At 58.8% G+C, this 25,266-nt stretch carries 25 protein-coding genes; 23 read left to right on the top strand and 2 right to left on the bottom strand.

The features are described 5' to 3' along the window. The first annotated feature begins 225 nt into the window (after window positions 1-225). The 13 genes from dnaT to URZ40_RS21770 all read left to right on the top strand — a co-directional run bounded on the left by dnaT (window position 226) and on the right by URZ40_RS21770 (window position 12,335). On the top strand, window positions 226-771 hold the full coding sequence (gene dnaT, locus URZ40_RS21830; RefSeq protein WP_320721136.1) for a primosomal protein DnaT: 546 nt from the start codon (window positions 226-228) through the stop codon (window positions 769-771). After that, on the top strand, window positions 768-1,505 hold the full coding sequence (gene dnaC, locus URZ40_RS21825; protein WP_045327555.1) for a DNA replication protein DnaC: 738 nt from the start codon (window positions 768-770) through the stop codon (window positions 1,503-1,505). The genes dnaT and dnaC overlap by 4 nt, the downstream gene beginning before the upstream one ends. Window positions 1,506-1,589: 84 nt before the next feature. Then, window positions 1,590-2,072 carry a DUF2501 domain-containing protein gene (locus URZ40_RS21820; protein WP_116342359.1) on the top strand — a complete coding sequence of 161 codons (483 nt, stop codon included), beginning with the start codon at window positions 1,590-1,592 and terminating at the stop codon, window positions 2,070-2,072. Window positions 2,073-2,340: 268 nt separating this feature from the next. Continuing rightward, window positions 2,341-4,632: a phosphatidylglycerol--membrane-oligosaccharide glycerophosphotransferase gene (gene opgB / locus URZ40_RS21815; RefSeq protein WP_166710042.1), complete on the top strand. Its 2,292-nt coding sequence runs from the start codon at window positions 2,341-2,343 to the stop codon at window positions 4,630-4,632. Between the two features lie 180 nt (window positions 4,633-4,812). Next, window positions 4,813-5,451 (top strand): EAL domain-containing protein, encoded by a 639-nt coding sequence (locus tag URZ40_RS21810; protein ID WP_116342357.1) that lies wholly within the window; start codon window positions 4,813-4,815, stop codon window positions 5,449-5,451. Beyond that, window positions 5,448-5,987, top strand: a complete 540-nt coding sequence (locus URZ40_RS21805; protein ID WP_192981921.1) for a helix-turn-helix transcriptional regulator — start codon at window positions 5,448-5,450, stop codon at window positions 5,985-5,987. The genes URZ40_RS21810 and URZ40_RS21805 overlap by 4 nt, the downstream gene beginning before the upstream one ends. A gap of 32 nt (window positions 5,988-6,019) precedes the next feature. Then, the gene (locus tag URZ40_RS21800) at window positions 6,020-6,517 is read left to right on the top strand and encodes a spore coat protein U domain-containing protein (protein WP_116342353.1); all 498 of its coding nucleotides are present in this window, start codon (window positions 6,020-6,022) and stop codon (window positions 6,515-6,517) included. A gap of 2 nt (window positions 6,518-6,519) precedes the next feature. Next, complete coding sequence (locus tag URZ40_RS21795) at window positions 6,520-7,296, top strand: fimbria/pilus periplasmic chaperone (protein ID WP_320721135.1); 777 nt, start codon at window positions 6,520-6,522, stop codon at window positions 7,294-7,296. Beyond that, on the top strand, window positions 7,217-9,508 hold the full coding sequence (locus URZ40_RS21790) for a fimbria/pilus outer membrane usher protein (protein ID WP_320721134.1): 2,292 nt from the start codon (window positions 7,217-7,219) through the stop codon (window positions 9,506-9,508). The genes URZ40_RS21795 and URZ40_RS21790 overlap by 80 nt, the downstream gene beginning before the upstream one ends. Next, complete coding sequence (locus URZ40_RS21785; RefSeq protein WP_302219307.1) at window positions 9,499-10,455, top strand: spore coat U domain-containing protein; 957 nt, start codon at window positions 9,499-9,501, stop codon at window positions 10,453-10,455. The genes URZ40_RS21790 and URZ40_RS21785 overlap by 10 nt, the downstream gene beginning before the upstream one ends. A gap of 128 nt (window positions 10,456-10,583) precedes the next feature. Further along, window positions 10,584-11,324 carry a winged helix-turn-helix domain-containing protein gene (locus URZ40_RS21780; RefSeq protein ID WP_116342345.1) on the top strand — a complete coding sequence of 247 codons (741 nt, stop codon included), beginning with the start codon at window positions 10,584-10,586 and terminating at the stop codon, window positions 11,322-11,324. 1 nt (window position 11,325) lies between these two features. Then, window positions 11,326-11,799: a hypothetical protein gene (locus tag URZ40_RS21775; protein ID WP_316379745.1), complete on the top strand. Its 474-nt coding sequence runs from the start codon at window positions 11,326-11,328 to the stop codon at window positions 11,797-11,799. Window positions 11,800-11,828: 29 nt separating this feature from the next. Beyond that, the gene (locus URZ40_RS21770) at window positions 11,829-12,335 is read left to right on the top strand and encodes a GNAT family N-acetyltransferase (protein WP_320721133.1); all 507 of its coding nucleotides are present in this window, start codon (window positions 11,829-11,831) and stop codon (window positions 12,333-12,335) included. A gap of 90 nt (window positions 12,336-12,425) precedes the next feature. Here URZ40_RS21770 and tsr read toward each other — a convergent pair whose 3' ends face one another. Together tsr and hpaR are read right to left on the bottom strand one after the other, a co-directional pair. Continuing rightward, window positions 12,426-14,090: a methyl-accepting chemotaxis protein gene (tsr, locus tag URZ40_RS21765; protein WP_166710031.1), complete on the bottom strand. Its 1,665-nt coding sequence runs from the start codon at window positions 14,088-14,090 to the stop codon at window positions 12,426-12,428. An 83-nt stretch (window positions 14,091-14,173) separates the two neighbouring features. Beyond that, window positions 14,174-14,614 carry a homoprotocatechuate degradation operon regulator HpaR gene (gene hpaR / locus URZ40_RS21760; RefSeq protein ID WP_302219294.1) on the bottom strand — a complete coding sequence of 147 codons (441 nt, stop codon included), beginning with the start codon at window positions 14,612-14,614 and terminating at the stop codon, window positions 14,174-14,176. Between the two features lie 271 nt (window positions 14,615-14,885). On the opposite strand from hpaR, the gene hpaG reads away from it, so the two are divergent. The 10 genes from hpaG (at window position 14,886) to URZ40_RS21710 (ending at window position 25,155) form a co-directional block, all read left to right on the top strand. Continuing rightward, window positions 14,886-16,163 (top strand): 4-hydroxyphenylacetate degradation bifunctional isomerase/decarboxylase, encoded by a 1,278-nt coding sequence (gene hpaG, locus URZ40_RS21755; RefSeq protein ID WP_320721132.1) that lies wholly within the window; start codon window positions 14,886-14,888, stop codon window positions 16,161-16,163. Beyond that, on the top strand, window positions 16,160-17,626 hold the full coding sequence (gene hpaE, locus URZ40_RS21750) for a 5-carboxymethyl-2-hydroxymuconate semialdehyde dehydrogenase (RefSeq protein ID WP_320721131.1): 1,467 nt from the start codon (window positions 16,160-16,162) through the stop codon (window positions 17,624-17,626). The genes hpaG and hpaE overlap by 4 nt, the downstream gene beginning before the upstream one ends. 2 nt (window positions 17,627-17,628) lie before the next feature. Continuing rightward, on the top strand, window positions 17,629-18,480 hold the full coding sequence (hpaD, locus tag URZ40_RS21745; protein WP_116342619.1) for a 3,4-dihydroxyphenylacetate 2,3-dioxygenase: 852 nt from the start codon (window positions 17,629-17,631) through the stop codon (window positions 18,478-18,480). 9 nt (window positions 18,481-18,489) lie between these two features. After that, window positions 18,490-18,870: a 5-carboxymethyl-2-hydroxymuconate Delta-isomerase gene (locus URZ40_RS21740; protein WP_192981915.1), complete on the top strand. Its 381-nt coding sequence runs from the start codon at window positions 18,490-18,492 to the stop codon at window positions 18,868-18,870. 131 nt (window positions 18,871-19,001) lie between these two features. Then, a complete protein-coding gene (gene hpaH, locus URZ40_RS21735) occupies window positions 19,002-19,805 on the top strand; it encodes a 2-oxo-hept-4-ene-1,7-dioate hydratase (RefSeq protein ID WP_023305397.1) in 804 nt (267 codons plus the stop codon). Window positions 19,806-19,815: 10 nt separating this feature from the next. Beyond that, a complete protein-coding gene (gene hpaI, locus URZ40_RS21730) occupies window positions 19,816-20,613 on the top strand; it encodes a 4-hydroxy-2-oxoheptanedioate aldolase (protein WP_320721130.1) in 798 nt (265 codons plus the stop codon). Window positions 20,614-20,634: 21 nt separating this feature from the next. Beyond that, the gene (gene hpaX / locus URZ40_RS21725) at window positions 20,635-21,981 is read left to right on the top strand and encodes a 4-hydroxyphenylacetate permease (protein WP_116342331.1); all 1,347 of its coding nucleotides are present in this window, start codon (window positions 20,635-20,637) and stop codon (window positions 21,979-21,981) included. Continuing rightward, a complete protein-coding gene (gene hpaA, locus URZ40_RS21720; RefSeq protein ID WP_116342329.1) occupies window positions 21,953-22,885 on the top strand; it encodes a 4-hydroxyphenylacetate catabolism regulatory protein HpaA in 933 nt (310 codons plus the stop codon). Before hpaX ends, hpaA begins: the two co-directional genes overlap by 29 nt. A gap of 177 nt (window positions 22,886-23,062) precedes the next feature. Then, window positions 23,063-24,625 (top strand): 4-hydroxyphenylacetate 3-monooxygenase, oxygenase component, encoded by a 1,563-nt coding sequence (hpaB, locus tag URZ40_RS21715; protein WP_014168483.1) that lies wholly within the window; start codon window positions 23,063-23,065, stop codon window positions 24,623-24,625. A 17-nt stretch (window positions 24,626-24,642) separates the two neighbouring features. Then, the gene (locus URZ40_RS21710) at window positions 24,643-25,155 is read left to right on the top strand and encodes a 4-hydroxyphenylacetate 3-monooxygenase reductase subunit (protein ID WP_320721129.1); all 513 of its coding nucleotides are present in this window, start codon (window positions 24,643-24,645) and stop codon (window positions 25,153-25,155) included. Window positions 25,156-25,266 lie beyond the last annotated feature (111 nt).

The following is a 25,266-nucleotide window of genomic DNA, read 5'->3' as shown; positions in this document are numbered from 1 at the left end:
CCCGGCCTTACGGAAACGCTTCGGCGATTTACAGCCGGACCAGGGCGTCGCTGAAAGCTTTAACTCGTTCTGAAACAACCTTATTGCTTCTGCTTATAAATTACTGGGGATTCCTCAGCCCGCCAGGATGAGGGCACCCGCCTGCACTTCCCCCTCCTTTCCTTCCCCCTCTCTGTGCTACCATAAGCCCATATCACGCCCGTAGTAATCAGTTGAGTAAGCGTTATGTCCTCCAGAATTCTGACCACCAGCATTGCTGGCATTGATGCCTTTATGCGCGACCCACGCGGTGTGTTGACCCACGCCGAAGGCGGCACGGTTGCGGTTTTTGCCGACAACGCGCCGGCGTTTTACGCAATCACGCCGGAACGTCTGGCACAGCTTCTGGAGATCGAGGCGCAATTGTCACGCCCGGCGAGCGACGTCACGCTGGATAACCAGTTCTTTGATGAACCGGTTAATACCCCACTGGCCGTTCCGATGGGTAAATTTGCCCTGTACGCGGGCTGGCAGCCTGACGCGGATTTTCAGCGGCAGGCTGCACTGTGGGGCATTGCGTTAACCCAACCCGCCACCGCGGAAGAGCTCGCCGCGTTTACCGCCTGGTGGCAGGCGGAAGGCAAAGTGTTCACCCACATCCAGTGGCAGCAAAAGCTCGCGCGTCATCTTCAAATAACCCGCGCCAGCAACAATGGCCAGCCAAAGCGCGATATCAACGCGTTTTCAGAACCGGATAAACAGATCCCAAGCGGATTCCGAGGTGCGAAATGAAGAACGTCGGCGACCTGATGAAACGTCTGCAAAAAATGATGCCTGCCAACGTGAAGCCCGCTTTCACCACGGGTGAAGAGCTGCTGGCGTGGCAAAAGGAGCAAGGTGAAATCCGTGCCGCCGCGCTCGCCCGCGAAAACCGGGCGATGAAAATGCAGCGCACCTTTAACCGCTCCGGTATTCGTCCCCTGCATCAGAACTGCTCGTTTGATAACTATAAAATTGAGACCACCGGGCAGATGAACGCGCTTGCCGCCGCACGTCAGTACGTGGATGAATTCGACGGCAATATCGCGAGCTTCATTTTTAGCGGCAAGCCCGGGACCGGAAAAAACCACCTCGCAGCCGCCATCTGCAACGAGCTGCTTCTGCGCGGTAAATCGGTCCTCATCATCACCGTGGCCGATATCATGTCCGCCATGAAAGACACCTTCAGCAACCGTGAAACCAGCGAAGAACAGCTGCTTAACGATCTAAGCAATGTGGATCTCCTGGTCATCGACGAGATAGGCGTTCAGACGGAATCCCGTTATGAAAAGGTCATCATTAACCAGATTGTCGATCGCCGCTCCTCCTCCAAACGCCCCACCGGCATGCTGACGAACCACAACATTGACGAGATGACCCGTTTACTGGGTGAACGCGTCATGGACCGCATGAAGCTGGGCAACAGTTTGTATGTCATCTTCGACTGGGACAGTTACCGCAGCCGCGTCACCGGCAAAGAGTATTAAGACAGTTCCAGGAATCACCAGCAGGGCGCAGGTATATACTGGAACCCCTTCCGGCCCAAAACGGACCTTTTTGAGAAAGCCATTATGAAAAAACAGATTCTTATCAGCACCTTTTTAGGCGCGCTGCTGGTTACCGGCGCAGCGCAAGCGGCTTCCTGGCAGGATTCCCTGTCAAGCGCAGCAAATGAGCTGACCAAAGAGGGCAGCAGCGCCCAGGGCGGGCTCTCGGCCTCTTCTCTCACCAGCCTGCTGAGCAACAGCTCCCAGAGCCTGAGCGCGGGCACGATGAACAACGCGGCGGGGATTCTGGAATATTGCGCAAAGCAGAAGCTGGCGTCCGTGACCGACGCGCAAAACGTGAAAAACCAGGTGCTGGGTAAACTGGGTCTCGATACGCAGGAACAGAAAGCAGATACCAGCTATATGGACGGCATTCAGGGCCTGCTTAACGCGCAAAACGGCCAGCAGCTTAACCTGAGCACCCTCGGCAACTCCTCTCTGGCAAAACAGGTGAAAACCAAAGCCTGCGATCTGGTGCTGAAACAAGGCGTTAATTTCATCTCCTGACCCGCCCCATTTTCTGCCACAACACGCCGCGTTTAATGCGATAGGCTTGCATCGCGGCGTTAAACGAGCGTTTTTCCTACCTGCCACCGTCTCAGCGTCCGTTTGACAGGATGCGACCATCCTCATAAAAACGATTTTATAAACCAAATCCTAACAACAGCACACTTTCGTGACACTAAAATTGCAGCTAAACGACATCGCCATTACATTGTCTTACCAAAAATAAACAGTTAGCCAGCGAAGCACCTGGCGTCATGAGGATATGCTGTTGTCAGAATTTATCTCTCTTATCCTTTTCCTGGCCTCCGTCGGCGTTTATGCCTGGAAAGCCGGCCGTAACACCTGGTGGTTTATCGCCACGCTGGTGGTGCTCGGCATTTTTATCATTTTAAACATTACCTTATACGCCAGCGATTACTTCACCGGCGACGGCATTAACGATGCTGTGCTCTACACCCTGACGAACAGCCTGACGGGCGCGGGGGTGGGTAAGTACATCCTTCCGGGGCTGGGGCTGATAGTGGCGCTGGTGACGATTTTCGGCGCGCTCGCCTGGGTGCTGCGCCGCCGTCGCCATCTCCCTCACCATCATGGCTACAGCCTGCTGGCGCTGTTCCTGGCGCTGGCCTCCGTTGATGCCAGCCCGGCGTTTCATCAAATTACCGAGCTTGTGAAATCCCAGTCGCGTGACGGCGATCCGGACTTCGTGGCCTATTACAAAGAGCCGTCGAAAACGATCGCCAACCCGAAGCTCAACCTTGTCTACATCTACGGTGAAAGCCTGGAGCGTACCTACTTTGATAACGACGCGTTCCCTAACCTGACGCCGGACCTTGGCGCGCTGAAAAATGAAGGTCTCGACTTCAGCCACACCATGCAACTGCCCGGCACGGATTACACTATCGCCGGAATGGTGGCTTCCCAGTGCGGTATCCCGCTCTTCGCGCCTTTTGAAGGCAACGCCTCCGCTTCAATGTCGACGTTCTTCCCGCAGAATATTTGCCTGGGCGATATTCTGAAAAACTCCGGCTATGAAAACTACTTTATGCAGGGAGCAAACCTGCGCTTTGCCGGAAAAGATGTGTTTCTGAAATCCCACGGTTTTGACCACCTGTATGGCTCGGAAGAGTTAAAAACGACGGTTGCCGATCCGACCTACCGCAACGACTGGGGCTTCTATGACGATACAGTGCTGGACGAAACCTGGAAGAAATTTGAGGAACTGTCCCGCGCCGGGAAGCGTTTTTCTCTCTTTGCGCTGACGGTGGATACCCACCATCCGGACGGGTTCGTCTCGCGCACCTGTAAGCGCAAAAGCTATGACGTGGATGGCAAAAACAATAAGTCTTTCAGCGCCGTGACCTGTAGCCAGGAGCACATCGCCGCGCTGGTCGAGAAAATCAAAACCTCGCCCTGGTTTAAAAACACCGTCATCGTCGTCTCGTCCGATCATCTGGCGATGAAAAACAGCGCGTGGGATCAGCTCAACAAGCAGGACCGCAGCAATCTGTTCTTCGTCCTGCGCGGCGACAAGCCGCAGCAGGAGACGATCGCCACCAAGCGCAACTCCATGGATAACGGCGCGACGGTGCTGGACATTCTGGGCGGCGACAACTTTATTGGCCTTGGGCGCAGCACGCTGTCCGGACAATCCCTGTCGGAGGTCTTCCTCAACATGAAGGAGAAAATTCTCGCCTGGAAGCCCGACATCATCCGCCTGTGGAACTTCCCGAAAGAGATGAAAGACTTCACCATCGATCGGGATAAAAACACCGTCGCCTTCTCCGGCAGCAATTTCCGTCTGCCGCTGCTGGTACGCGTGTCGGATAGCCGCGTTGAACCGCTGCCGGAAAGTGAGTACTCCGCGCCGCTGCGTTTCCAGCTGGCCGATTTCGCCCCTCGCGATAACTTCGTCTGGATCGACCGGTGTTACAAAATGGGCCAGCTCTGGTCACAGCCGCTGGCGCTTTCTACCGACTGGTGCGTCTCTCAGGGACAGCTTGGCGGGGAACAAAACGTGCAGCATGTTGACAAAGCCCAGTGGAAAGGCAAAACCGCCTTTAAAGATACGGTGATTGATACGGCTCGTTATCAGCACAACATCGACATGCTTAAAATCGTCGACAACGACATTCGTTATAAAGCGGACAGCTTCATCTTTAACGTGGCCGGCGCGCCTGAAGAAGTGAAGCAGTTTAGCGGCATCTCCCGTCCGGAGTCCTGGGGGCGCTGGTCGAACGCGCAGCTGGGCAACGAGGTGAAAATTGAGTACACCCATCCGCTGCCGGAACAGTTCGACCTGGTGATCACAGCCAGAGCTTACGGGCCCAACGCGAATAAGCCCGTGCCGGTGCGCGTGGGCGATGAAGAGCAGACGCTGACGCTTGGTAACGACGTAAGCACTCACACGCTGCATTTCACCAATCCATCGCGCAGCAATACTTTAGTCATTGTGCCGCCAGATCCGCAGTCCACCAATGAAGGGAATATTCTCGGCCACTCACCCCGCCAGCTCGGGATTGGCATGGTCGAAATCAAAATTGTCAGCAAGCAAGGCTAACGCATGCCCCGCCCGGCATTCCGTCGGGCGGTTATGAAAATAAATAATTCTATATAAAGTTTATAAAAAAGATAAAAACTCTTTATATAAGTCAATTTTATTTATAAATATCCCGCCAAAAGCCACCACCATAGAATGTACAGCTCCTGAAATCACTACGGAGCGGTACACACTTTTATCATGCTAACCGGCTATAAGTTCGAGTCCATCCGGGCATTGCGCAGTGAAAATGTCATTGCCTGGGAGGTATTGTCCACGGCAAAACCCCACGTCAATCTTGAAGACTACTTTAGCTCAATGCCCTCTGCGCAGCGTAAAGAACACTTCTTTGCGCAGCTTCGCCATACCCTGTCTTGCGAAGAAGGCGACAAGTATTACCTCAATGCGACATCGGATTTGCTGCTGGAACCGGACTTCCTCGACAGGCTGAAAGAAGAAACCTCCTGCCCGGAGAGGCTGGCTATCGAAGTTACCGATCTCCATACGATGGTACAACTCGACGATATGCAAAGCCGGTCCCTACGAACAGGTATCGCGATGCTCCATCAATGGGGCGTTGAAGTGTGGGCCGACGACGTCTGCGAAGACATTCTTCCCGAGCTGCTTGCCAGCCAGATCCGCTTCTGCGGCGTCAAAATTGACAAACATACCTTCTGGATCGGACGTACCGAGCAGGCTAAGTTCCTGCACCTTACCCGCCAGTACAAGCGTGTCGCCAGTAAGGTACTGATAGAAGGCATCGAAACCGCGGGTGATTTCGCGCTGGCCCGCGCCAGCGTGGCCGACTACGGCCAGGGTTATCTGTGGGGCATGAAATGACGCCTTTCATCCCGAATGCCGGCTATCAGGTCATCGTTCTGAGCAGCAATGCGTTTTTGTGGCTCGGCCTCCATTCGATAGTATCGACGGCCGTGTCCCCCCGTCCTGAGGCGTACTGGATCAACAACGTTACTCCAGAAGCGCTTCTGCGTTTGCAGGAGCTGCTCAGCACGCACACCGGGCAGAGCTGGCTGTTATTTACGGATACGGCCAGGGTCAACGACATTAACGCCCTGCCAGGCAATGAGCGGATCAGAGTGGTCCCGGGAAATGTGTCCCTTGCCCAGCTGAGCCACTGCTTTAGCGACATGACCTTCTCTTTAGAAAATACCGCCACGCTCACGTACCAGGAAATGCGGGTTTGCATGCTGCTTCAAAAAGGCTTCAGCCCGGTGCGTATCGCACAAATCCTTAATAAGTCACCGAAAACGATCTACACCCACAAGCGTAACGCGATGAACAAATTTTGCTGTCAGAACCTGGCAGAATTCCATCGAAAACTCTGCCTGCTGGACGCTCTGGCCACTTCTCTGTAATTGCACTGTTATTCACGTCAGGAAATAAGATCATGAAAATTATCTCCACTGCTGTATGTTGTTCCGCTCTCCTGCTTCCTGCCGCTGCGATCGCCGCAGACAGCACCGCAAGCGCGACGATGCACGTTTCACTTGAGGTGGTAAAATCCTGCACCCTCAAAGCCAACGACCTCAATTTCTCACGCCACGGGTCGGATGAATCAAGCGAAATTCAGGCCAAAACGCAGGTCGATATTGTGTGTACTAACGGTACGCCGTTCACGCTCTCTGCCACCAGCAACGATAGCAGCGAAAACGGCACCTTCTGGCTGAAGCCGGAAAACGGTGAAACGGGCGCACAGAAGATAGCGTGGAAACTTTTTGCCGATGAGAGCAAACAGACGCAAATCACCAGCACCGATGGGCTTACCGATACCGGCAACGGCATGGCGCAGGAAGAGACGCTGTATGGCGTTATTGATGCAGGGGCGCTGACGACCGCGCAGGCGGGCGCCTACAGCGACGATGTCACCTTAAATCTGGTGTATTGATCATGCGGCGCTGTCTTCCCTGCTTCATTCTGTGGCTCCTGATGCTGACGCTGCTGTCTCGCTACGCGCTGGCCGCCACGCTTCAGGTGGCCCCCGTGACGCTCGATCTCCAGAGCGGTCAAAGAGCATCCGCGGTTTACCTCACGAACAGCGGCAAAGCGGCTATCCATGCTCAGATACGGGTTTACGAATGGACCCAGCAAAACGGCAAAGATGTGTTAACGGCCACCGACGAGGTGGTCAGTAGCCCGGCGATGACCTCTCTGGCCCCGGGCCAGCAGCAGCTGGTGCGCATCATCGTTATGGAGCCCGGCATCCGTGAACAGGAGCAAAGTTACCGCCTGGTCATTGATGAGCTGCCGGATGAAACGTCCCGTGCGGCCAACCCCAATGCGGTGCACTTTCTGCTGCGCTACTCGATTCCCGTCTTTATTGCCGGAAACCAGAATATGCCCGTCAGCCGCGATGCCCTGAGCTGCGAACAGGCGGAGCCTCCGGGAACGATCCGCTGCTATAACGCCGGAAACAGCCATATTCGCCTGAGCCACCTGCAGGCCCTGACGGCCAGCGGGCAGGTTGTGGGAGCGGTGAAAGGGCTGGCGGGCTATGTGCTACCGGGACAGACCGCGCTTGTGACACTTAAGCAGGCTTCACACCACACGCTCAGCGCACTGCGCGCCTATCTCAATGATGAACACCATGCCAGCCAGATCCCCCTGCGCCCGCTCGCTACTCGCGCTCCTGCTTTGGCTACCGCTCACGCTGTCAGCCCGGGTTGAACCCGCCGCCGACACCGTACAATGGCTGGCCATCACGGTGAATCACGCTCCTCGAGGGGAGCTGTGGGCCTGCCGGGTCGTGGGTGAGGCGCTGTGGATTGACCGCGGCGACCTCAAAAAGCTGGGGCTTCGCGCCCCGGATGACCACAGCGAGTGGGTAGAGCTGACGTCCCTGCCTGGCCTGAAGGTCAGGCTCGACTTACACGCTCAGCAGGTCTCCCTTACCGCCGACGCAAAGGCGCTCGACGGCCAGCAGCGCCTGACTATCGAGAGGCCGACCGCGCAGTATCGCTATCCCGAGGCGCAGCCCATCAGCGCGTTTACGCTCGGGTATGCCCTTTATGCCAGCGATTCCCAGGGGAACCGCCAGCTTAACGCGCAGACCTCGCTGACCGCATCCGGGGCGCTTCCCGGCACCTTCAGCAGCAGCTTTTCAAGCCATGCGGGGGAGGAAAACAGCGCGGGGCGGCCCAGCCACACGCGTCTTGAAACACGCTGGCAGTGGGACAACGCAGACTCGCTGACCAGCCTGGCGCTGGGCGACAGCATCACCACGGGCACCCGCTGGAGCCGGCAGGTACGTTTTGGCGGCCTGCACTGGGCGCGAAATTTTGAGCTTAATCCGCAGCTCAACACCGAACCGCGCAGCCGCTACAGCGACACTGCCGTCCTGCCTTCAACGGTCGATCTTTACATCGACGGGCTTAAGCAGAGCAGCGAGCACGTGACGCCGGGGGATTTTCTGCTGGATACCCTCCCCTCCTTCACCGGAAGCGGACAGGCGCAGGTGGTCATTACCGACATCAACGGTCAGCGTCGCACCGTACAGCTCGATCTCTACGGCGCGCCGGGGATGCTGGCGGAAGGGCTCAGCAGCGGCTCGCTGGATATCGGCTGGATGCGGCAAAACTACGCCCTGCGCTCGAATGACTATGCCCCCGATCCCGTGCTCGACGCGGGCTGGCGCTATGGGGTAAGTAACCGGCTGACGCTGGCGCTACACACGGAACAGCAGAGCAAACTGCGCAATGTCGGGACAGGCGTCGACTGGCTGATCTCGCCCGACATCGGGATTGTTAGCCAGCATGTTGCCCTGAGCGACAGCCCTTATGGCCAGGGAAAACAGTGGGGCCTTGGCTGGCAATGGAACGGCAGCGGGACGGGCTTCTCTGCCAGCACCGTCCGTACCGATGCCGACTTTGCTGATAACGCCCGCACGATCGGCGCCCTGCCGGTCAGACGCAGCGATAGCGTCTGGCTAAGCCACTCTGTTCCTCATTTTGGTACCGTAGGCGCAGGCTGGGTACAGCAAAACATTCAGGGCAACAAACAGCGCTACCTCAACGCCTCCTGGTCCGTCTCGCTGCCGGCCCACCTCTCCACCACGCTGAGCTATACCCGTTCGTTTACGGATGCGTCGAGTAACGTTCAGCTTATGCTCTCGGTCCCGTTAGGCCGTGCGGATACTCTCTCCGTTCAGACCAGCCGCGAGACGTCACGCATGGATTATCGCCACCAGCCGGACGATCGGCTCGGCGGTTGGTCATGGCAGCTGGGACAAAGCGTTGGTGAGCGCCGGGATACCTATGCGGACGTGGGCTATCTGGGTCATGCAGGCGAGTGGCACGTCGGGCTGGAGCAAGGCGCTAAGCTGGGCAATCAGTACGCCTCAGCCGAAGGCAGCCTGACGCTGCTGGATGGCAGCCTTCATGCCCTGCGCTACAGCCAACAAGGTCTGGCGCTGGTCTCCACCCACGGCGTTGGACACGTGCCGGTAATGCTGGAAAACCGCCCGGCAGGCGAAACCGATGAAAACGGCTATCTGCTGCTGACCGACCTGCCGCAATACCACAGCAGCAAGGTCAGCATCAATCCGCTGGATCTCCCTGCCGATGTAATGTCCCCCGTCACCGACATGGATGCCAGACCGGGCAACGGCAGCGCGGTAAAGGTCGATTTTAATGTCCATCACGCCGTGACGGTTCAGGCCCGGCTGGTCGACAGCCGCCACAAGCCGCTCCCGCTGGGCAGCATCGTTTCAACGCCACGCGGCGCGACCATCGTCGGACGCGACGGTTTTATCTGGCTTGAAGATCCGCCCCTGCCGGGTGAACTGGTGGTGAAAACCGGCGAGGGGGTGTGTCGGGTCACGCTTCCGGCCCCGCGCACCGCGTCATCAATACAGAATATTGGAGAACAACTGTGTCATTAAAAACACCGTTATTGCTGCTGCTCGTGCTGTCCATGAAGGCGATGGCGGCAGCGTGCTGGATAACCTCACCCGCCGCCATCAACTTTGGCAGCGTCGTGGCGGGAAATGCCGCCTCGACCAACACCGAGGTTAAATTTAGCTGTCAGGCCGACAATAACGGCACGATGGAATATATCAACGTCTGCCTGAGCAGCATTGATGCTCCACCCTTTCAGATGCTCTCGAACGGGGACCAGGAGGGGAAACAGTACACCCTGCTCTTCCGCCTGCTTAACGGCGTCGCGCGCTCTCAGGAGCTGGGCCCCGCCAGCGGCGGGGATCTCATTCAGCAGACCCTGACTGCACAAAGCAATACCAGCATCAGCGGTAGCTTTCCGCTTATCGCCACCCTCCCGCCGGGGCAAAACCAACTGCCGGCGTACCACTATTACAACTACAACATGAATCTGCGCATCGCCTGGCACAGCGCCACCCGTCAGGATGCGCTGCAAAATTGCTCGGACGGCTCCGCGGAGGGCGAGCAGGTGCAGGGCGGCACCAGCGCGCAGGCCGAAATCAGCCAGGGGTGCTACATAGAACGCGTCACCCCGCTTAACTTCGGCACGCTGAGCAGCACCGCCACGCTGCACCCGACGCGTTCCACGGCAACACTCACCACGCGATGTCCGGCCGGCACGGCGTTTACCCTTGCCATGGGCAACGGCAACCATGCCAGCGGCAATCAGCGGCAGCTTTGCAACGACGAAGGCCAGTGCCTGCGCTATGCGCTCTGGCAGGATGCCGCTGCCACGCAACGCTGGGGCGATTCGCGCAGCGGGGATGCGCTGGTCGTCACCCATCCCGCAGGCGGCACCCAAAGCTTCACCGTTTACGGAGAAGTCCCGGCCCAGCCTCTGAGCGGTACGGGGGAATTTATTGACGACGTGATAATTACGCTGACTTATTAAACCACTCAAAAAACCGTCTGGATCAATGTTATCGGTAACAATGGCGTTAAAATAGCCAGCAGCTCTGCTTAGAAGATGTAAACACCTTCTCTTTTTTTTCATTATCTCTGTCTGTTTTACAACAACTTATGAAATACCTGCTTGCTGACGCCATCGTCTACAACGACGAGGACGGTTCTGTTTCTCTTATCAATGCGCCGGATGAGGATGCGCAGATCCTCACCTGCACGGCCAATACCATCCTGAAGCTGCTGGTCCAGCATCATGGCAACGTGATTGAACGGGACACCTTTCTCCATGAGGTCTGGGATCGGCGAGGGCTACAGGGATCGAACAACTCGTTAAACCAGTACATCAGTATTTTGCGCAAAATGCTGGCAAGCCTGCTTCCCGACGCGCTGTTTATCGTCACGGTCCCTAAGACGGGCTTTATGCTCAGCGCCGACGTCACGGTAACGCCCCAGGAGGAGGCGCCCCCGGCCGCCAAAATGGCGAAACCGGCATGGCGCGCTCGACCGGAACGGCTGTTCTGCGGCGCGCTTACTCTGGCGATCGTGACGCTGTGCCTCTGGATAACGGCGATCAAACCAGTAAACCCGCAGAGGGAAATCCATCTGCTGACCCATATCGGCTCCTGTCCGGTCTACACCTTTACGCCGCTGGCGGATGTGTTTCACGAGAAGGCGATTGCCCTGGCGCAAACCCTTCAGCAGGACGGCCATCTCCCGTGTCTGAAAAATTCCATTTTCTATATGCACATCCAGAGAACGCTTTTTTACGGCCACGAAGGACGGCTGGTGCTTTCCCAGTGTTCCCTCACGCGGGATAAAGCGAGCGCCTGCCGTACGCTTTACTATTACGAGTGGTGATATGCGACAGATAAAAATTTGGCTCATTCTGATCTTTAACCTGATGCTCATCGGCGCCGCGCTGGCGTGGTACTTCTACACGCCCCCGCTGGCGGTGGCCTGCGACGGTAACCTGACCTTCTCCGACAGGCGCGACAATCACGATTTCACCTTTGATGGGGAGATCATCATGCGGTTCCACCCCGACAAAACCGGGTACATCACCCTAAATGGCAACGTCGAGAACGCCCCGCAAAATTGGGAAGTGTCGCGGCAGGAGATGTTTAAGTGGCGGCACGTGGAGGGGGAACTCTATGAAATCATCATTCAAAAAGTGGAGCGTTTTAGCCACGATGCGATGCCGCCCGGCGTATTTGAAAAATACGTGGCTGGCCTGACTCTGGGGAAAAAAAGGCTCCTGACGATAGAGCGCACGCCGCATGATGCGCTGGTGATTAGCAACTTTTACTCGCCGGTGCTGGTCTGCTCGGAATAATGTCGGAAGGTCAGGCTATACTTCCCGCCATGAACATTTACATTCGCCACACCACCTGCGACGACGTTGCCGCCCTGCCCGCCCTTGAACGCGCGGCGGGCGAACGTTTTCGTGACGACCCGGATCTCGCCTGGCTTGCCGAGGGTGAGGTCATTTCCGCTGAACAGCACCTCGGCTATGCCGAACGGGGGCTAAGCTGGCTGGCGCTGGCGAACGAGCGTCCCGTGGGGTTTCTCCTTGCAGAGGCACACCCTTCGTCACTGTTTATTGTGGAGCTCTCGGTCGATCTGGCCTGGCAGGGAAAAGGAATTGGTCGGCAGCTCATCGCCCGTGCGGCTGACCATGCCCGCAAAGTGGGGCTGACATCGCTGACGCTGACGACGTTCCGGGACGTTCCGTGGAATGCGCCCTTCTATGCAAAGCTGGGGTTTGAATACGTCACTGAACTCACGCCTGAACTGCGTGAAAAACGTGAAGAAGAAGCAGCGCACGGCTTAGCGTATAACTCCCGCTGCGCCATGCGTCTGCCGCTTTGATATCGCCCGGTGGCGCTTCGCTTACCGGGCCTACAACACCTTTCCGTAGGCCGGGTAAGGCGCAGCCGCCACCCGGCACAACGCGCAGGATTAGAACGTTTCCCAGTTATCGCCCGCGTCCGCCGTCGCGGCCTTACGCGATATCACCGGCGCCGCAACGCTTTTCGCGGAAGCAAACTCGCGCGCCTTCATCTGCTCCTGCTGAATGCGGAACACCGCCACGGCCTGCGTCAGGCGGCTCGCCTGCTCTTCCAGCGCCGCCGCTGCTGCGGCAGACTCTTCCACCAGCGAGGCGTTCTGCTGGGTCACGCGGTCCATCTCTGCTACCGCCAGACCCACCTGGTCGATACCGCGGCTCTGCTCGTCAGAGGCAGACGCAATCTCGCCCATGATGTCGGTCACGCGGGTCACCGCGTTCACGATCTCACCCATGGTTTCACCGGCGCTTTCTACCAGCGTTGAGCCCACTTCCACGCGGCCCACAGAGTCTTCAATCAGGCTCTTAATTTCACGAGCTGCCTGGGCGCTGCGCTGGGCCAGGTTACGTACTTCCCCTGCCACCACCGCAAAACCACGGCCCTGCTCGCCCGCACGCGCCGCTTCTACCGCCGCGTTCAGTGCCAGGATGTTGGTCTGGAAGGCAATGCCGTCGATCACGCTGATAATGTCGGCAATCTTCTGTGAACTACCGGCAATGTCTCGCATGGTTTGCACCACGTTGTCCACCACTTTACCGCCTTTCTGCGCGGTTTCAGACGCGCTCAGCGCCAGATGGCTCGCCTGACGGGCGTTCTCGGCGTTCTGCTTAACGGTCGCCGTCAGCTGCTCCATGCTGGCAGCGGTCTCTTCCAGGGAAGCGGCCTGCTGTTCAGTACGGGAAGAGAGATCGTTATTGCCCATCGCGATTTCGCTCGCGCCGCTGTAGATCGCATTCGCGCCGTTACGCACGTCGCCCACGGTACGCACCAGCTCACTCTGCATATGACGCAGCGAGTCAGCCAGTTCACCCATCTCGTTGGACCCTTCCACGTCAATGCGCTTCACCAGGTCGCCGCTGGCGATATGGCGAATATTGTCGATCAGACGCGTCAGCGGAGAGATCAGCGCCTGCTTGATACCCAGCCAGACAGCCACGATCACCACCAGCACGGCAACCAGCACGCTTATCAACACCCAGATCGCCTGGCTGAAGGAGCTGTTGCTGTCTTCAACCGCCATCTGGTACAGCTTGTCGTTCTGCTGCAGGTAGCTCACGTACTGCTTCTCAAAACCATCCTGGTAGCTCTGGGTCGGCTGGTCGAAGAAGGCGTTGATTTTACCTGCCCCCAGCAGCTGAATCAGCTCTGCCAGCGCACCGTGGTAGATATCGTAGTTACGCTTAATCTCCAGCGCAGCGGCGTCGCTTTGACGCGGGTCGCGCGGCAGGGCTTCATAGTCAGCCCAGTTTTTTTCCGCCTGTTTCAGCGAGGCAGACGCAATTTGCATCAGATCGTTAACGGTCGCGCCGCTGCCGATATTGCTCTGATCCATCATGTAGCGGATGCCCGCGCGGTTAAGGGTATTACGGGTTTGCAGCAGCGCAACCCAACTCCCGTTCAGGGTGGATTGTTGCTGACGAATGGTTTGCAGGACGGTGAAATTCTCTTTGTCATTCTTCAGAGCATTAAAGAAAAGACCACCGGATGTGAGTTGTAACAGGCCAAATATAGCTAAAACCAGCATTAAGCTGGTGACAATCTTGATACGGTTTAACATGTTTTCTCTTTCCTCAGACAGATACAGAATTTTCGGCCTGGAAAGGGAAAACTTTACGAAAATCATCCTGGAATTTGTGGTTTTTACTCTTCTTCCCGCGCTGCGTTATGGCGGTTTCCGAGTTCAATAAACTCTTCCAGCAGCGCCGTCAGCTGCTTCATCTTCTCCGGCGTGTATTCCGCCTCAATCTGCTTATACGCCTCTTCCACCTGCGCCTGGGCGTGCTCGTACAGCGCATTGCCCTCTTTGGTCAGCGACACGTACAGCTTGCGCTGGTCGTTCACCGGCTTCAGGCGCAGCACCAGGCCGTCGCGCTCCATGCGCGTCAGAATGCCGGTCAGGCTCGGGCGCAAAATGCAGGTGCGAAACGCCAGGTCGTGAAAATCCATCGACGGATGCTCAGCCAGCACGCGCACGATGCGCCACTGCTGCTCGGTGAGGTTATGGCGCTTCACAATCGGTCGGAAGTAGGACATCGCCGCTTCCCGCGCCTGCAATAGCGCGATGGTTAATGAATCATGCATAGCCTCTCCCCTTTGCATCATTAACAAGTAAACAATCCATAAAAGATGTTTTTATAAACAACACGTTTTCCGTCAAAAAGTCTAACAGAAACCAGTCAATTTATTTAACCATATGATTTTAATAGACATAAAAATCAATATGTAAATTTATTGTTATTCATATCACAAATTCTTCACTTCTGATTGCGAAATGAACAGCAAAAGCATAAAACCAAATCATTAACATATTAATGAAATCATAACCCGGGCCGTCGGGGTAAGGAGTATGTGAATGAAAGGTACCGTTTTTGCCGTCGCGCTGAACCATCACAGCCAGCGTGAAGCCTGGCGTGAGGCATTTGAAAAAGCCCCCTACAACACGCCGCCGAAAACGCCGGTGTGGTTTATCAAACCGCATAACACCGTGATTCGCGCGGGCGAACCGATCCCCTTCCCGCAGGGGGAAACGGTGCTGAGCGGCGCGACGGTGGCACTGGTGGTGGGTAAAACCGCCAGCAGGGTGCGCGTGGAGGAGGCCGCGGAATACATCGCGGGGTATGCGCTGGCTAACGAGGTGAGCCTGCCGGAGGAGAGCTTCTACCGCCCGGCCATCAAGGCCAAATGCCGGGACGGATTTTGCCCGCTCGGCGAACCTGTCGCCGTTGATAACGTCGACAACCTGACCATCATCACCGAGATTAACGGCCGCGAAGCGGACCACTGGAACACGGCCGATCTTCAGCGCAACGCCGCCGAACTGCTGAGCGCCCTGAGCGAGTTCGCTACCCTTAACCCCGGCGATGCAATATTGCTCGGCACCCCGCAAAGCCGCGTTGAGATCCGCCCGGGGGATCGCGTGCGTATTCTGGCGGAAGGGTTTCCGCTGCTGGAAAACCCGGTGGTGGATGAGCGTAGCGTCGCTATTGCTCACAGCACGCCGCCGCAGGCCACGTTGTTTGCCCTCGGCCTGAACTATGCCGACCACGCCAGCGAGCTGGACTTCAAGCCCCCCACCGAGCCGCTGGTGTTTATCAAAGCGCCAAACACCTTTAATGGCGACGGCCAGACCTCGGTGCGCCCGAACAATATCGAATACATGCATTACGAAGCGGAGCTGGTGGTGGTCATCGGTAAAACCGCGCGTAAGGTCAGCGAAGCCGAGGCGATGGAGTATGTTGCGGGCTATACGGTCTGCAACGACTACGCCATCCGCGACTACCTGGAAAACTACTACCGCCCGAACCTGCGGGTCAAAAGCCGCGACGGGCTTACGCCCATTAGCCCGAACATCGTGCCGAAAGCGGCCATCCCCGACCCGCACAACCTTCGTCTTCGCACCTTCGTCAACGGCGAGCTGCGTCAGGAAGGGACCACCGCCGATCTCATTTTCAGCATCCCGTTCCTGATCGCGTACCTGAGCGATTTTATGACCCTGCAGCCGGGCGACATGATTGCCACCGGCACGCCAAAAGGGCTGTCCGATGTGGTGCCGGGGGATGAAGTGGTGGTGGAAGTGGAAGGCGTAGGCCGCCTGGTAAACCGGATTGTCAGCGAGGAGACTGCAAAATGAAAAAGATTAACCACTGGATCAACGGTAAAAACGTCGCCGGAAGCGAGTACTTCCACACCACCAACCCGGCCTCCGGCGAGGTATTAGCAGAAGTCGCCTCCGGCGGAGAAGCTGAAATTCACCAGGCCGTCGCCGCCGCCAAAGAGGCATTCCCGAAGTGGGCTAACCTGCCGATGAAGGAGCGCGCGCGCCTGATGCGTCGCCTGGGGGATCTGATCGACCAGAACGTGCCTGAGATCGCCGCGATGGAAACCGCCGACACCGGCCTGCCGATCCACCAGACCAAAAACGTACTCATTCCGCGCGCCTCGCACAACTTCGAGTTCTTCGCCGAGGTGTGCCAGCAGATGAACGGCAAAACCTACCCGGTCGACGACAAGATGCTCAACTACACCCTGGTGCAGCCGGTGGGCGTCTGCGCGCTGGTGTCGCCGTGGAACGTGCCGTTTATGACCGCCACCTGGAAGGTCGCGCCGTGCCTGGCACTCGGAAACACCGCGGTGCTGAAGATGTCTGAACTCTCCCCGCTAACCGCCGACCGTCTGGGCGAGCTGGCGCTGGAGGCGGGCATTCCGGCGGGCGTGCTGAACGTGGTGCAGGGCTACGGCGCAACGGCAGGCGACGCGCTGGTGCGCCACCACGACGTGCGCGCCGTCTCCTTCACCGGCGGCACCGCCACCGGGCGCAACATCATGAAAAACGCCGGGCTGAAGAAATACTCCATGGAGCTGGGCGGCAAATCCCCGGTGCTGATTTTTGAAGATGCCGACATCGAGCGCGCGCTGGACGCCGCCCTGTTCACCATCTTCTCGATCAACGGCGAGCGCTGCACCGCGGGCTCGCGCATCTTCATTCAGCAGAGCATCTACCCGGAGTTCGTCAAGCGCTTTGCCGAGCGCGCCAGCCGCCTGCGCGTTGGGGATCCAAACGATCCGAATACCCAGGTTGGCGCGCTCATCAGCCAGCAGCACTGGGAGAAAGTCTCCGGCTACATCCGCCTCGGCATTGAAGAGGGTGCAACCCTGCTGGCGGGCGGCCCGGACAAACCGACCGATCTGCCCGCGCACCTGAAAGGCGGCAACTTCCTGCGCCCGACGGTGCTGGCGGACGTCGACAACCGCATGCGCGTGGCGCAGGAGGAGATCTTCGGGCCGGTGGCCTGCCTGCTGCCGTTTAAGGACGAAGCAGAGGGCCTGCGCCTGGCCAACGACGTGGAGTACGGCCTGGCGTCGTACATCTGGACCCAGGACGTCAGCAAAGTGCTGCGCCTGGCGCGCAGCATCGAAGCGGGGATGGTTTTCGTCAACACCCAGAACGTGCGCGACCTGCGCCAGCCGTTTGGCGGCGTGAAGGCCTCCGGCACCGGCCGCGAGGGCGGCGAGTACAGCTTCGAAGTGTTCGCCGAGATGAAGAACGTCTGCATCTCGATGGGCGACCACCCGATTCCAAAATGGGGGATCTGATCATGGGTAAACTGGCGTTAGCGGCAAAAATCACCCACGTGCCGTCGATGTACCTCTCCGAGCTGCCGGGCAAAAACCACGGCTGCCGACAGTCGGCCATCGACGGACATAAAGAAATCAGCAAGCGCTGCCGCGAGCTGGGCGTGGACACCATCATCGTGTTCGACACCCACTGGCTGGTGAACAGCGCGTACCACATTAACTGTGCGGACCATTTCTCGGGCGTCTACACCAGCAACGAGCTGCCGCACTTTATCCGCGACATGACCTACGACTACGACGGCAACCCGGCGCTCGGCCAGCTGATTGCCGACGAGGCGGTGAAGCTGGGCGTGCGCGCCAAAGCGCACAACATCCCGAGCCTCAAGCTGGAGTACGGCACGCTGGTGCCGATGCGCTACATGAACGCGGATAAGCACTTCAAAGTGGTCTCCATCTCGGCGTTCTGCACGGTTCACGACTTCGCCGACAGCCGCCGGCTGGGCGAGGCCATCGTCAGCGCCATCGAGAAATACGACGGCACCGTGGCGGTGCTCGCCAGCGGCTCGCTGTCACACCGCTTTATCGACGACCAGCGCGCGGAAGAGGGAATGAACAGCTACACCCGCGAGTTCGACCGCCAGATGGACGAGCGCGTGGTGAAGCTGTGGCGCGAAGGCCAGTTCAAAGAGTTTTGCAGCATGCTGCCGGAGTACGCCGACTACTGCTACGGCGAGGGCAACATGCACGACACGGTGATGCTGCTGGGGATGCTCGGCTGGGACAAATACGACGGCAGGGTGGAGTTCCTCACCGAGCTGTTCGCCAGCTCCGGCACCGGCCAGGTTAACGCCGTTTTCCCGCTGCCCGCGTAAGGAGCCACCATGCCGCACTTTATTGCCGAATGTACCGACAACATCCGCGAGCAGGCCGACCTGCCGGGGCTGTTCGCCAAAGTGAACGAGGCACTCGCCGCCACGGGCATCTTCCCCATCGGCGGTATCCGCAGCCGCGCCCACTGGCTGGATACCTGGCAGATGGCCGACGGCAAGCACGATTACGCCTTTGTGCATATGACGCTGAAAATCGGCGCCGGGCGCAGTCTTGAGAGCCGGGAAGCCGTGGGGGAGATGCTGTTTGCACTGATCAAAACGCATTTTGCAGATCTGATGGCGAGCCGCTATCTGGCGCTGTCGTTCGAGCTCGACGAGCTGCACCCGACGCTGAATTTTAAGCAGAACAACGTGCACGCGTTGTTTAAGTAATACCGCACGGACTGTCCCCTCTCCCTTTGGGAGAGGGTTAGGGTGAGGGCAAATCTCTGCGGCCTGATGCCCTCACCCCGTCCCTCTCCCACGGGGAGAGGGAGAAAACAAACGTATAACAGGATATCGCCATGCTCGACAAACATACCCATACCCTGATCGCCCATCGCCTGCATCAGGCGGAGCAGTCCCGGGAGCAGATCCGCGCGATCTCGCTGGAGTACCCGGAGATCACCATTGAAGACGCCTACGCCGTCCAGCGCGAATGGGTGAGCCTGAAAATCGCCGAAGGCCGCGTGCTGAAAGGCCACAAGATCGGCCTCACCTCAAAAGCGATGCAGGCCAGCTCGCAGATCAGCGAGCCGGACTACGGCGCGCTGCTGGACGACATGTTCTTCCACGACGGCAGCGACATCCCCGTCGATCGCTTCATCGTCCCGCGCATCGAAGTGGAGCTGGCCTTCGTACTGGCAAAACCGCTGCGCGGCCCGAACTGCACGATCTTCGACGTCTACAACGCCACGGACTACGTCATCCCCGCGCTGGAGCTGATCGATGCCCGCTGCCACAACGTCGACCCGGAAACCCAGCGCCCGCGCAAGGTGTTCGACACTATCTCCGATAACGCCGCCAACGCGGGGGTGATCCTCGGCGGTCGCCCGATTAAGCCCGACGAGCTGGATCTGCGCTGGATCTCCGCCCTGCTCTACCGCAACGGCGTGATCGAAGAGACCGGCGTTGCCGCAGGCGTGCTTAACCACCCGGCGAACGGCGTGGCGTGGCTGGCGAACAAGCTTGCGCCGTACGACGTGCAGCTTGAGCCGGGGCAAATCATCCTCGGCGGCTCGTTTACCCGCCCGGTACCTGCCAGCAGAGGTGACACCTTCCACGTCGACTACGGCAATATGGGCTCCATCAGCTGCCGCTTTGTGTAAGGAGACAAACATGCAAAACGTATTCAAAGCGGCGCTGCAGGCGGGCCGTCCGCAAATCGGTTTATGGCTGGGGCTGACCAGCAGCTACAGCGCCGAGCTGCTGGCGGGGGCAGGCTTCGACTGGCTGCTGATCGACGGCGAGCACGCGCCGAACAGCGTGCAGACCGTCTTAACCCAGCTGCAGGCTATCGCGCCGTACGCCAGCCAGCCGGTAGTGCGCCCATCGTGGAACGATCCGGTGCAGATCAAACAGCTGCTGGACGTGGGGGCGCAAACCCTGCTGGTGCCGATGGTGCAAAACGCCGACGAGGCGCAGCTGGCGGTACGTGCCACCCGCTACCCGCCTGCGGGCATTCGCGGCGTCGGCAGCGCCCTGGCAAGAGCGTCGCGCTGGAACCGCATCCCGGACTACCTGCAGCAGGCCAACGATACCATGTGCGTGCTGGTGCAGATTGAAACCCGCGAGGCGCTAAAAAACCTGCCTCAGATCCTCGACGTGGAAGGGGTCGACGGCGTGTTTATCGGCCCGGCGGATCTGAGCGCCGACATGGGCTTTGCCGGCAACCCGCAGCACCCGGAGGTGCAGGCCGCCATCGAGCAGGCGATCGCGCAGATCCGTGCGGCGGGTAAAGCCCCCGGCATCCTGATGGCGAACGAGCCGCTGGCGAAACGCTACCTTGAACTCGGCGCGCTGTTTGTCGCCGTCGGCGTCGACACCACCCTGCTCGCCCGCGGCGCCGAAGCGCTGGCGGCACGTTTTATCGAACAACCGGTTACGTCAGTTAATAACAATAAATCCGTCTACTAAACGTAAGATCTGGAGCGCAGCATGACGACCTCTACCCTGCAAGATATGAAAGCTATAGAACATCGCGCGATCAACAAGCTGTTCCGTCGTTTAATCGTGTTTCTCTTTATCCTGTTTGTCTTTTCGTTCCTTGACCGCATCAACATCGGCTTTGCCGGGCTGACGATGGGTAAAGATCTGGGCCTCACGTCAACCATGTTTGGCCTGGCCGCGACGCTGTTTTACGTCACCTACGTGCTGTGCGGGATCCCGAGCAACATCATGCTGGCGAAAATCGGCGCGCGCCGCTGGATCGCCGGGATCATGGTGGTGTGGGGCATCGCCTCCACCTGCACCATGTTCGCCACCAGCCCTGAAACGCTCTACGTCCTGCGCATGCTGGTGGGCATCGCCGAAGCTGGCTTCCTGCCGGGGATCCTGGTCTATCTCACCTGGTGGTTCCCGGCCTATCACCGCGCCCGCGCCAACGCGCTGTTTATGATCGCCATGCCGGTGACCATGATGCTTGGCTCGATCCTCTCCGGCTACATTCTGGCGATGGACGGGCTATGGAACCTGAAGGGCTGGCAGTGGCTGTTCCTGCTGGAGGGGCTGCCGTCGGTGGTGCTCGGCGTGGTGACCTGGTTTTACCTCAACGACACGCCGGATCAGGCCACCTGGCTGGACGATGACGAAAAGCGGGCGCTGAAAGCGATGATCGCCCGCGAGCAGGAGGTCGCCATCGCCCAATCCGTCACGCCGCGATCGACGCTGCGCGAGGTGCTGACGCCTGCGGTGCTGCTCTACACGCTGGCCTACTTCTGCCTGACCAACACCCTGAGCGCCATTAACATCTGGACGCCACAGATCCTGCAAAGCTTCAACACGGGAAGCAGCAACATCGTCATCGGCCTGCTGGCGGCGATCCCGCAGTTTTGCACCATCCTCGGGATGATCTGGTGGAGCCGCCGCTCCGACAGGCTGAAAGAGCGAAAAAAGCACACCATCCTGCCGTACCTGTTCGCGGCGGCGGGATGGATGCTGGCCTCAGCCACCGATCACAGCCTGATCCAGCTGCTTGGCATCATCATGGCCTCAACCGGATCGTTTACCGCCATGGCGATATTCTGGACCACGCCGGACCAGGTTATTAGCCTGCAGTCCCGGGCGGTGGCGCTGGCAGTGATCAACGCCATCGGCAACGTCGGATCCGCCGTCAGCCCATTGCTGATTGGGATCCTGCGCGACGCGACCGGCAGCTTCAGCTCCGGACTGTGGTTTGTGGCCGGGCTGCTGGTGGTCGGCGCGCTGGTACTGACGCGCATTCCGATGACGCAGCGGGATCAACAGAGGAACGAGCATGTGCCAGAGCCCTATCGCCAACATTGATATCAGCAAGGAGTACGACGAAAGTCTGGGCACCGACGACGTGCACTACCAGTCGTTCGCCCGCATGGCGGCCTTTTTTGGCCGCGACATGCAGGCGCATCGTCATGATCAGTATTTTCAGATGCACTTTCTCGATACCGGGCAAATTGAGCTCCAGCTCGACGATCACCGCTACTCGGTGCAGGCCCCGCTGTTTGTCCTCACGCCGCCGTCGGTGCCGCACGCGTTTATCACCGAATCCGACAGCGACGGCCACGTGCTGACGGTACGCGAGGATCTGATCTGGCCGCTGCTGGAGGTGCTCTACCCCGGCACCCGGGAAGCCTTCGGCCTGCCGGGGATCTGCCTCTCGCTGGCCGACAGGCCGGACGAGCTGGCGGCGCTGAAGCATTACTGGCAGCTGATTGCCCGGGAATCCACGGAACAGCTGCCGGGGCGCGAGCACACGCTGGTCCTGCTGGCGCAGGCGGTCTTTACCCTGCTGCTGCGCAACGCAAAGCTCGACGACCACGCTTCGGGCGGTATGCGCGGCGAGCTGAAGCTGTTCCAGCGCTTTACCCAGCTGATTGATGCGCACTACCACCAACACTGGACGGTGCCGGAATACGCTGGCGAGCTGCACCTCACCGAATCCCGCCTGACCGATATCTGCCGCCGCTTTGCCAACCGCCCGCCGAAGCGACTGATCTTCGACCGCCAGCTGCGCGAAGCCAGGCGGCTGCTACTCTTCTCCGACAGCGCGGTGAGCGAGATTGCCTGGCAGCTGGGGTTTAAGGATCCGGCCTATTTTGCCCGGTTTTTTAACCGATTAGTGGGGTGCTCGCCGAGCGCGTATCGGGCGCAGAAAGTACCGGTGTCGCCTGTTCCCCTCACCCCTGCCCTCTCCCAAAGGGAGAGGGAGTAACCGTCCCCTCTCCCTTTGGGAGAGGGTTAGGGTGAGGGAAATCACACTCTGCGATCTCTCGCGAAAAGTACCCGCCGTTGTCCCAATCGTCCCTTCACGTCTCGCCCCTCTCAGGCTTCAATTAAACAACAAAAACAAAACATAAATTTAACAAACCAATTCCGATACGAGGTCCCTATGAAGCCTGAAGATTTTCGCGCAGACGCCAAACGTCCGTTAACCGGCGAAGAGTATTTAAAAAGCCTGCAGGACGGTCGTGAGATTTATATCTACGGCGAGCGCGTTAAAGACGTCACCACCCATCCGGCGTTTCGCAACGCGGCGGCCTCCATCGCGCAGATGTACGACGCCCTGCACAAGCCGGACATGCAGGACACGCTCTGCTGGGGCACCGACACCGGCAGCGGCGGCTATACCCACAAGTTTTTCCGCGTGGCGAAAAGCGCCGACGACCTGCGCCAGCAGCGCGACGCCATCGCTGAGTGGTCGCGCCTGAGCTACGGCTGGATGGGACGTACGCCGGACTACAAGGCCGCGTTCGGCTGCGCGCTCGGCGCCAACCCGGCCTTCTACGGCCAGTTCGAACAGAACGCCCGCAACTGGTACACCCGCATTCAGGAAACCGGCCTGTACTTCAACCACGCCATCGTTAACCCGCCTATCGACCGCCACAAGCCTGCGGACGAGGTGAAAGACGTCTACATCAAGCTGGAGAAAGAGACCGACGCCGGGATTATCGTCAGCGGTGCGAAAGTGGTGGCAACCAACTCGGCGCTGACCCACTACAACATGATCGGCTTCGGCTCCGCGCAGGTGATGGGTGAAAACCCGGACTTCGCGCTGATGTTCGTCGCGCCGATGGATGCCGAAGGCGTGAAGCTGATCTCCCGCGCCTCTTACGAGATGGTGGCAGGCGCTACCGGCTCCCCGTACGACTACCCGCTTTCCAGCCGCTTCGACGAGAACGATGCGATCCTGGTGATGGATCACGTGCTGATCCCGTGGGAAAACGTGCTGATCTACCGCGATTTCGACCGCTGCCGTCGCTGGACGATGGAGGGCGGCTTTGCACGCATGTACCCGCTGCAGGCCTGCGTGCGCCTGGCGGTGAAGCTCGACTTCATCACCGCCCTGCTGAAGAAATCCCTGGAGTGCACCGGTACCCTGGAGTTCCGCGGCGTGCAGGCGGATCTCGGCGAAGTTGTGGCCTGGCGCAATATGTTCTGGGCGCTGAGCGACTCCATGTGTTCCGAAGCCACCCCGTGGGTAAACGGCGCGTATCTGCCGGATCACGCCGCGCTGCAAACCTACCGCGTCATGGCCCCGATGGCCTACGCGAAGATCAAGAACATCATCGAGCGTAACGTGACGTCCGGGCTGATCTACCTGCCGTCCAGCGCCCGGGATCTGAACAACCCGCAGATCGACCAGTATCTGGCGAAATACGTGCGCGGCTCCAACGGTATGGACCACGTTGAACGCATCAAGATTTTAAAACTGATGTGGGACGCCATCGGCAGCGAGTTTGGCGGCCGCCACGAGCTGTACGAAATCAACTACTCCGGCAGCCAGGATGAGATCCGCCTGCAGTGCCTGCGTCAGGCGCAGAGCTCCGGCAACATGGACAAAATGATGGCGATGGTCGACCGCTGCATGTCCGAATACGACCAGCACGGCTGGACGGTGCCGCACCTGCACAACAACAGCGATATCAACATGCTCGACAAGCTGCTGAAATAGCGCAGCGGGAGGTTGCAATGCATTTAGATGAACAACGCCTGCGTTTTCGCGACGCAATGAGCAGCCTGTCGGCGGCGGTCAATGTGGTCACCACCGAGGGCGAGGCGGGCCGCTGCGGCATCACCGCCACCGCCGTCTGTTCGGTGACTGACACCCCACCGTCGGTGATGGTGTGCATCAACGCCAACAGCGCCATGAACCCGGTATTTCAGGGCAACGGCAGGCTGTGCGTCAACGTGCTGAACCACGAGCAGGAGATCATGGCCCGCCACTTCGCCGGGATGACCGGGATGGCAATGGAGGAGCGCTTTGCCCTCTCCTGCTGGCAGAAAGGCCCGCTGGGGCAGCCGGTGCTGAAAGGCGCGCTGGCGAGCCTGGAAGGCGAGATTACCCAGGTGCAAACCATCGGCACGCATCTGGTTTATCTTGTCGAAGTGAAAAACATCATCCTGAGTGACGCGGGACACGGCCTGATCTACTTTAAGCGCCGTTTCCACCCGGTGATGATGGAGATGGAAGCCGTCGTGTGATCCCCCTCGGGGGGGGGGGGGGGGGGGGGGGGGGCCGGGGGGGAAAAAAAAAATAAAATTATTGGCGCAAAAACGAGCGGATTTAAACAAAATATATATTTTTTTTGTGGG

The organism is Enterobacter sp. 296B2, assembly GCF_034106185.1.
Classification (GTDB): domain Bacteria; phylum Pseudomonadota; class Gammaproteobacteria; order Enterobacterales; family Enterobacteriaceae; genus Enterobacter; species Enterobacter cloacae_N.
This window is presented reverse-complemented; position numbering and strand designations above follow the sequence as displayed.

Coding starts and splice junctions, on each gene's coding strand:
- dnaT (WP_320721136.1), top strand. CDS start 226: ATGTCCTCCAGAATTCTGACCACCAGCATTGCTGGCATTGATGCCTTT.
- dnaC (WP_045327555.1), top strand. CDS start 768: ATGAAGAACGTCGGCGACCTGATGAAACGTCTGCAAAAAATGATGCCT.
- URZ40_RS21820 (WP_116342359.1), top strand. CDS start 1,590: ATGAAAAAACAGATTCTTATCAGCACCTTTTTAGGCGCGCTGCTGGTT.
- URZ40_RS21810 (WP_116342357.1), top strand. CDS start 4,813: ATGCTAACCGGCTATAAGTTCGAGTCCATCCGGGCATTGCGCAGTGAA.
- URZ40_RS21805 (WP_192981921.1), top strand. CDS start 5,448: ATGACGCCTTTCATCCCGAATGCCGGCTATCAGGTCATCGTTCTGAGC.
- URZ40_RS21800 (WP_116342353.1), top strand. CDS start 6,020: ATGAAAATTATCTCCACTGCTGTATGTTGTTCCGCTCTCCTGCTTCCT.
- URZ40_RS21795 (WP_320721135.1), top strand. CDS start 6,520: ATGCGGCGCTGTCTTCCCTGCTTCATTCTGTGGCTCCTGATGCTGACG.
- URZ40_RS21790 (WP_320721134.1), top strand. CDS start 7,217: ATGCCAGCCAGATCCCCCTGCGCCCGCTCGCTACTCGCGCTCCTGCTT.
- URZ40_RS21780 (WP_116342345.1), top strand. CDS start 10,584: ATGAAATACCTGCTTGCTGACGCCATCGTCTACAACGACGAGGACGGT.
- URZ40_RS21775 (WP_316379745.1), top strand. CDS start 11,326: ATGCGACAGATAAAAATTTGGCTCATTCTGATCTTTAACCTGATGCTC.
- URZ40_RS21770 (WP_320721133.1), top strand. CDS start 11,829: ATGAACATTTACATTCGCCACACCACCTGCGACGACGTTGCCGCCCTG.
- tsr (WP_166710031.1), bottom strand. CDS start 14,090: ATGTTAAACCGTATCAAGATTGTCACCAGCTTAATGCTGGTTTTAGCT.
- hpaR (WP_302219294.1), bottom strand. CDS start 14,614: ATGCATGATTCATTAACCATCGCGCTATTGCAGGCGCGGGAAGCGGCG.
- hpaG (WP_320721132.1), top strand. CDS start 14,886: ATGAAAGGTACCGTTTTTGCCGTCGCGCTGAACCATCACAGCCAGCGT.
- hpaE (WP_320721131.1), top strand. CDS start 16,160: ATGAAAAAGATTAACCACTGGATCAACGGTAAAAACGTCGCCGGAAGC.
- hpaD (WP_116342619.1), top strand. CDS start 17,629: ATGGGTAAACTGGCGTTAGCGGCAAAAATCACCCACGTGCCGTCGATG.
- URZ40_RS21740 (WP_192981915.1), top strand. CDS start 18,490: ATGCCGCACTTTATTGCCGAATGTACCGACAACATCCGCGAGCAGGCC.
- hpaH (WP_023305397.1), top strand. CDS start 19,002: ATGCTCGACAAACATACCCATACCCTGATCGCCCATCGCCTGCATCAG.
- hpaI (WP_320721130.1), top strand. CDS start 19,816: ATGCAAAACGTATTCAAAGCGGCGCTGCAGGCGGGCCGTCCGCAAATC.
- hpaX (WP_116342331.1), top strand. CDS start 20,635: ATGACGACCTCTACCCTGCAAGATATGAAAGCTATAGAACATCGCGCG.
- hpaA (WP_116342329.1), top strand. CDS start 21,953: ATGTGCCAGAGCCCTATCGCCAACATTGATATCAGCAAGGAGTACGAC.
- hpaB (WP_014168483.1), top strand. CDS start 23,063: ATGAAGCCTGAAGATTTTCGCGCAGACGCCAAACGTCCGTTAACCGGC.
- URZ40_RS21710 (WP_320721129.1), top strand. CDS start 24,643: ATGCATTTAGATGAACAACGCCTGCGTTTTCGCGACGCAATGAGCAGC.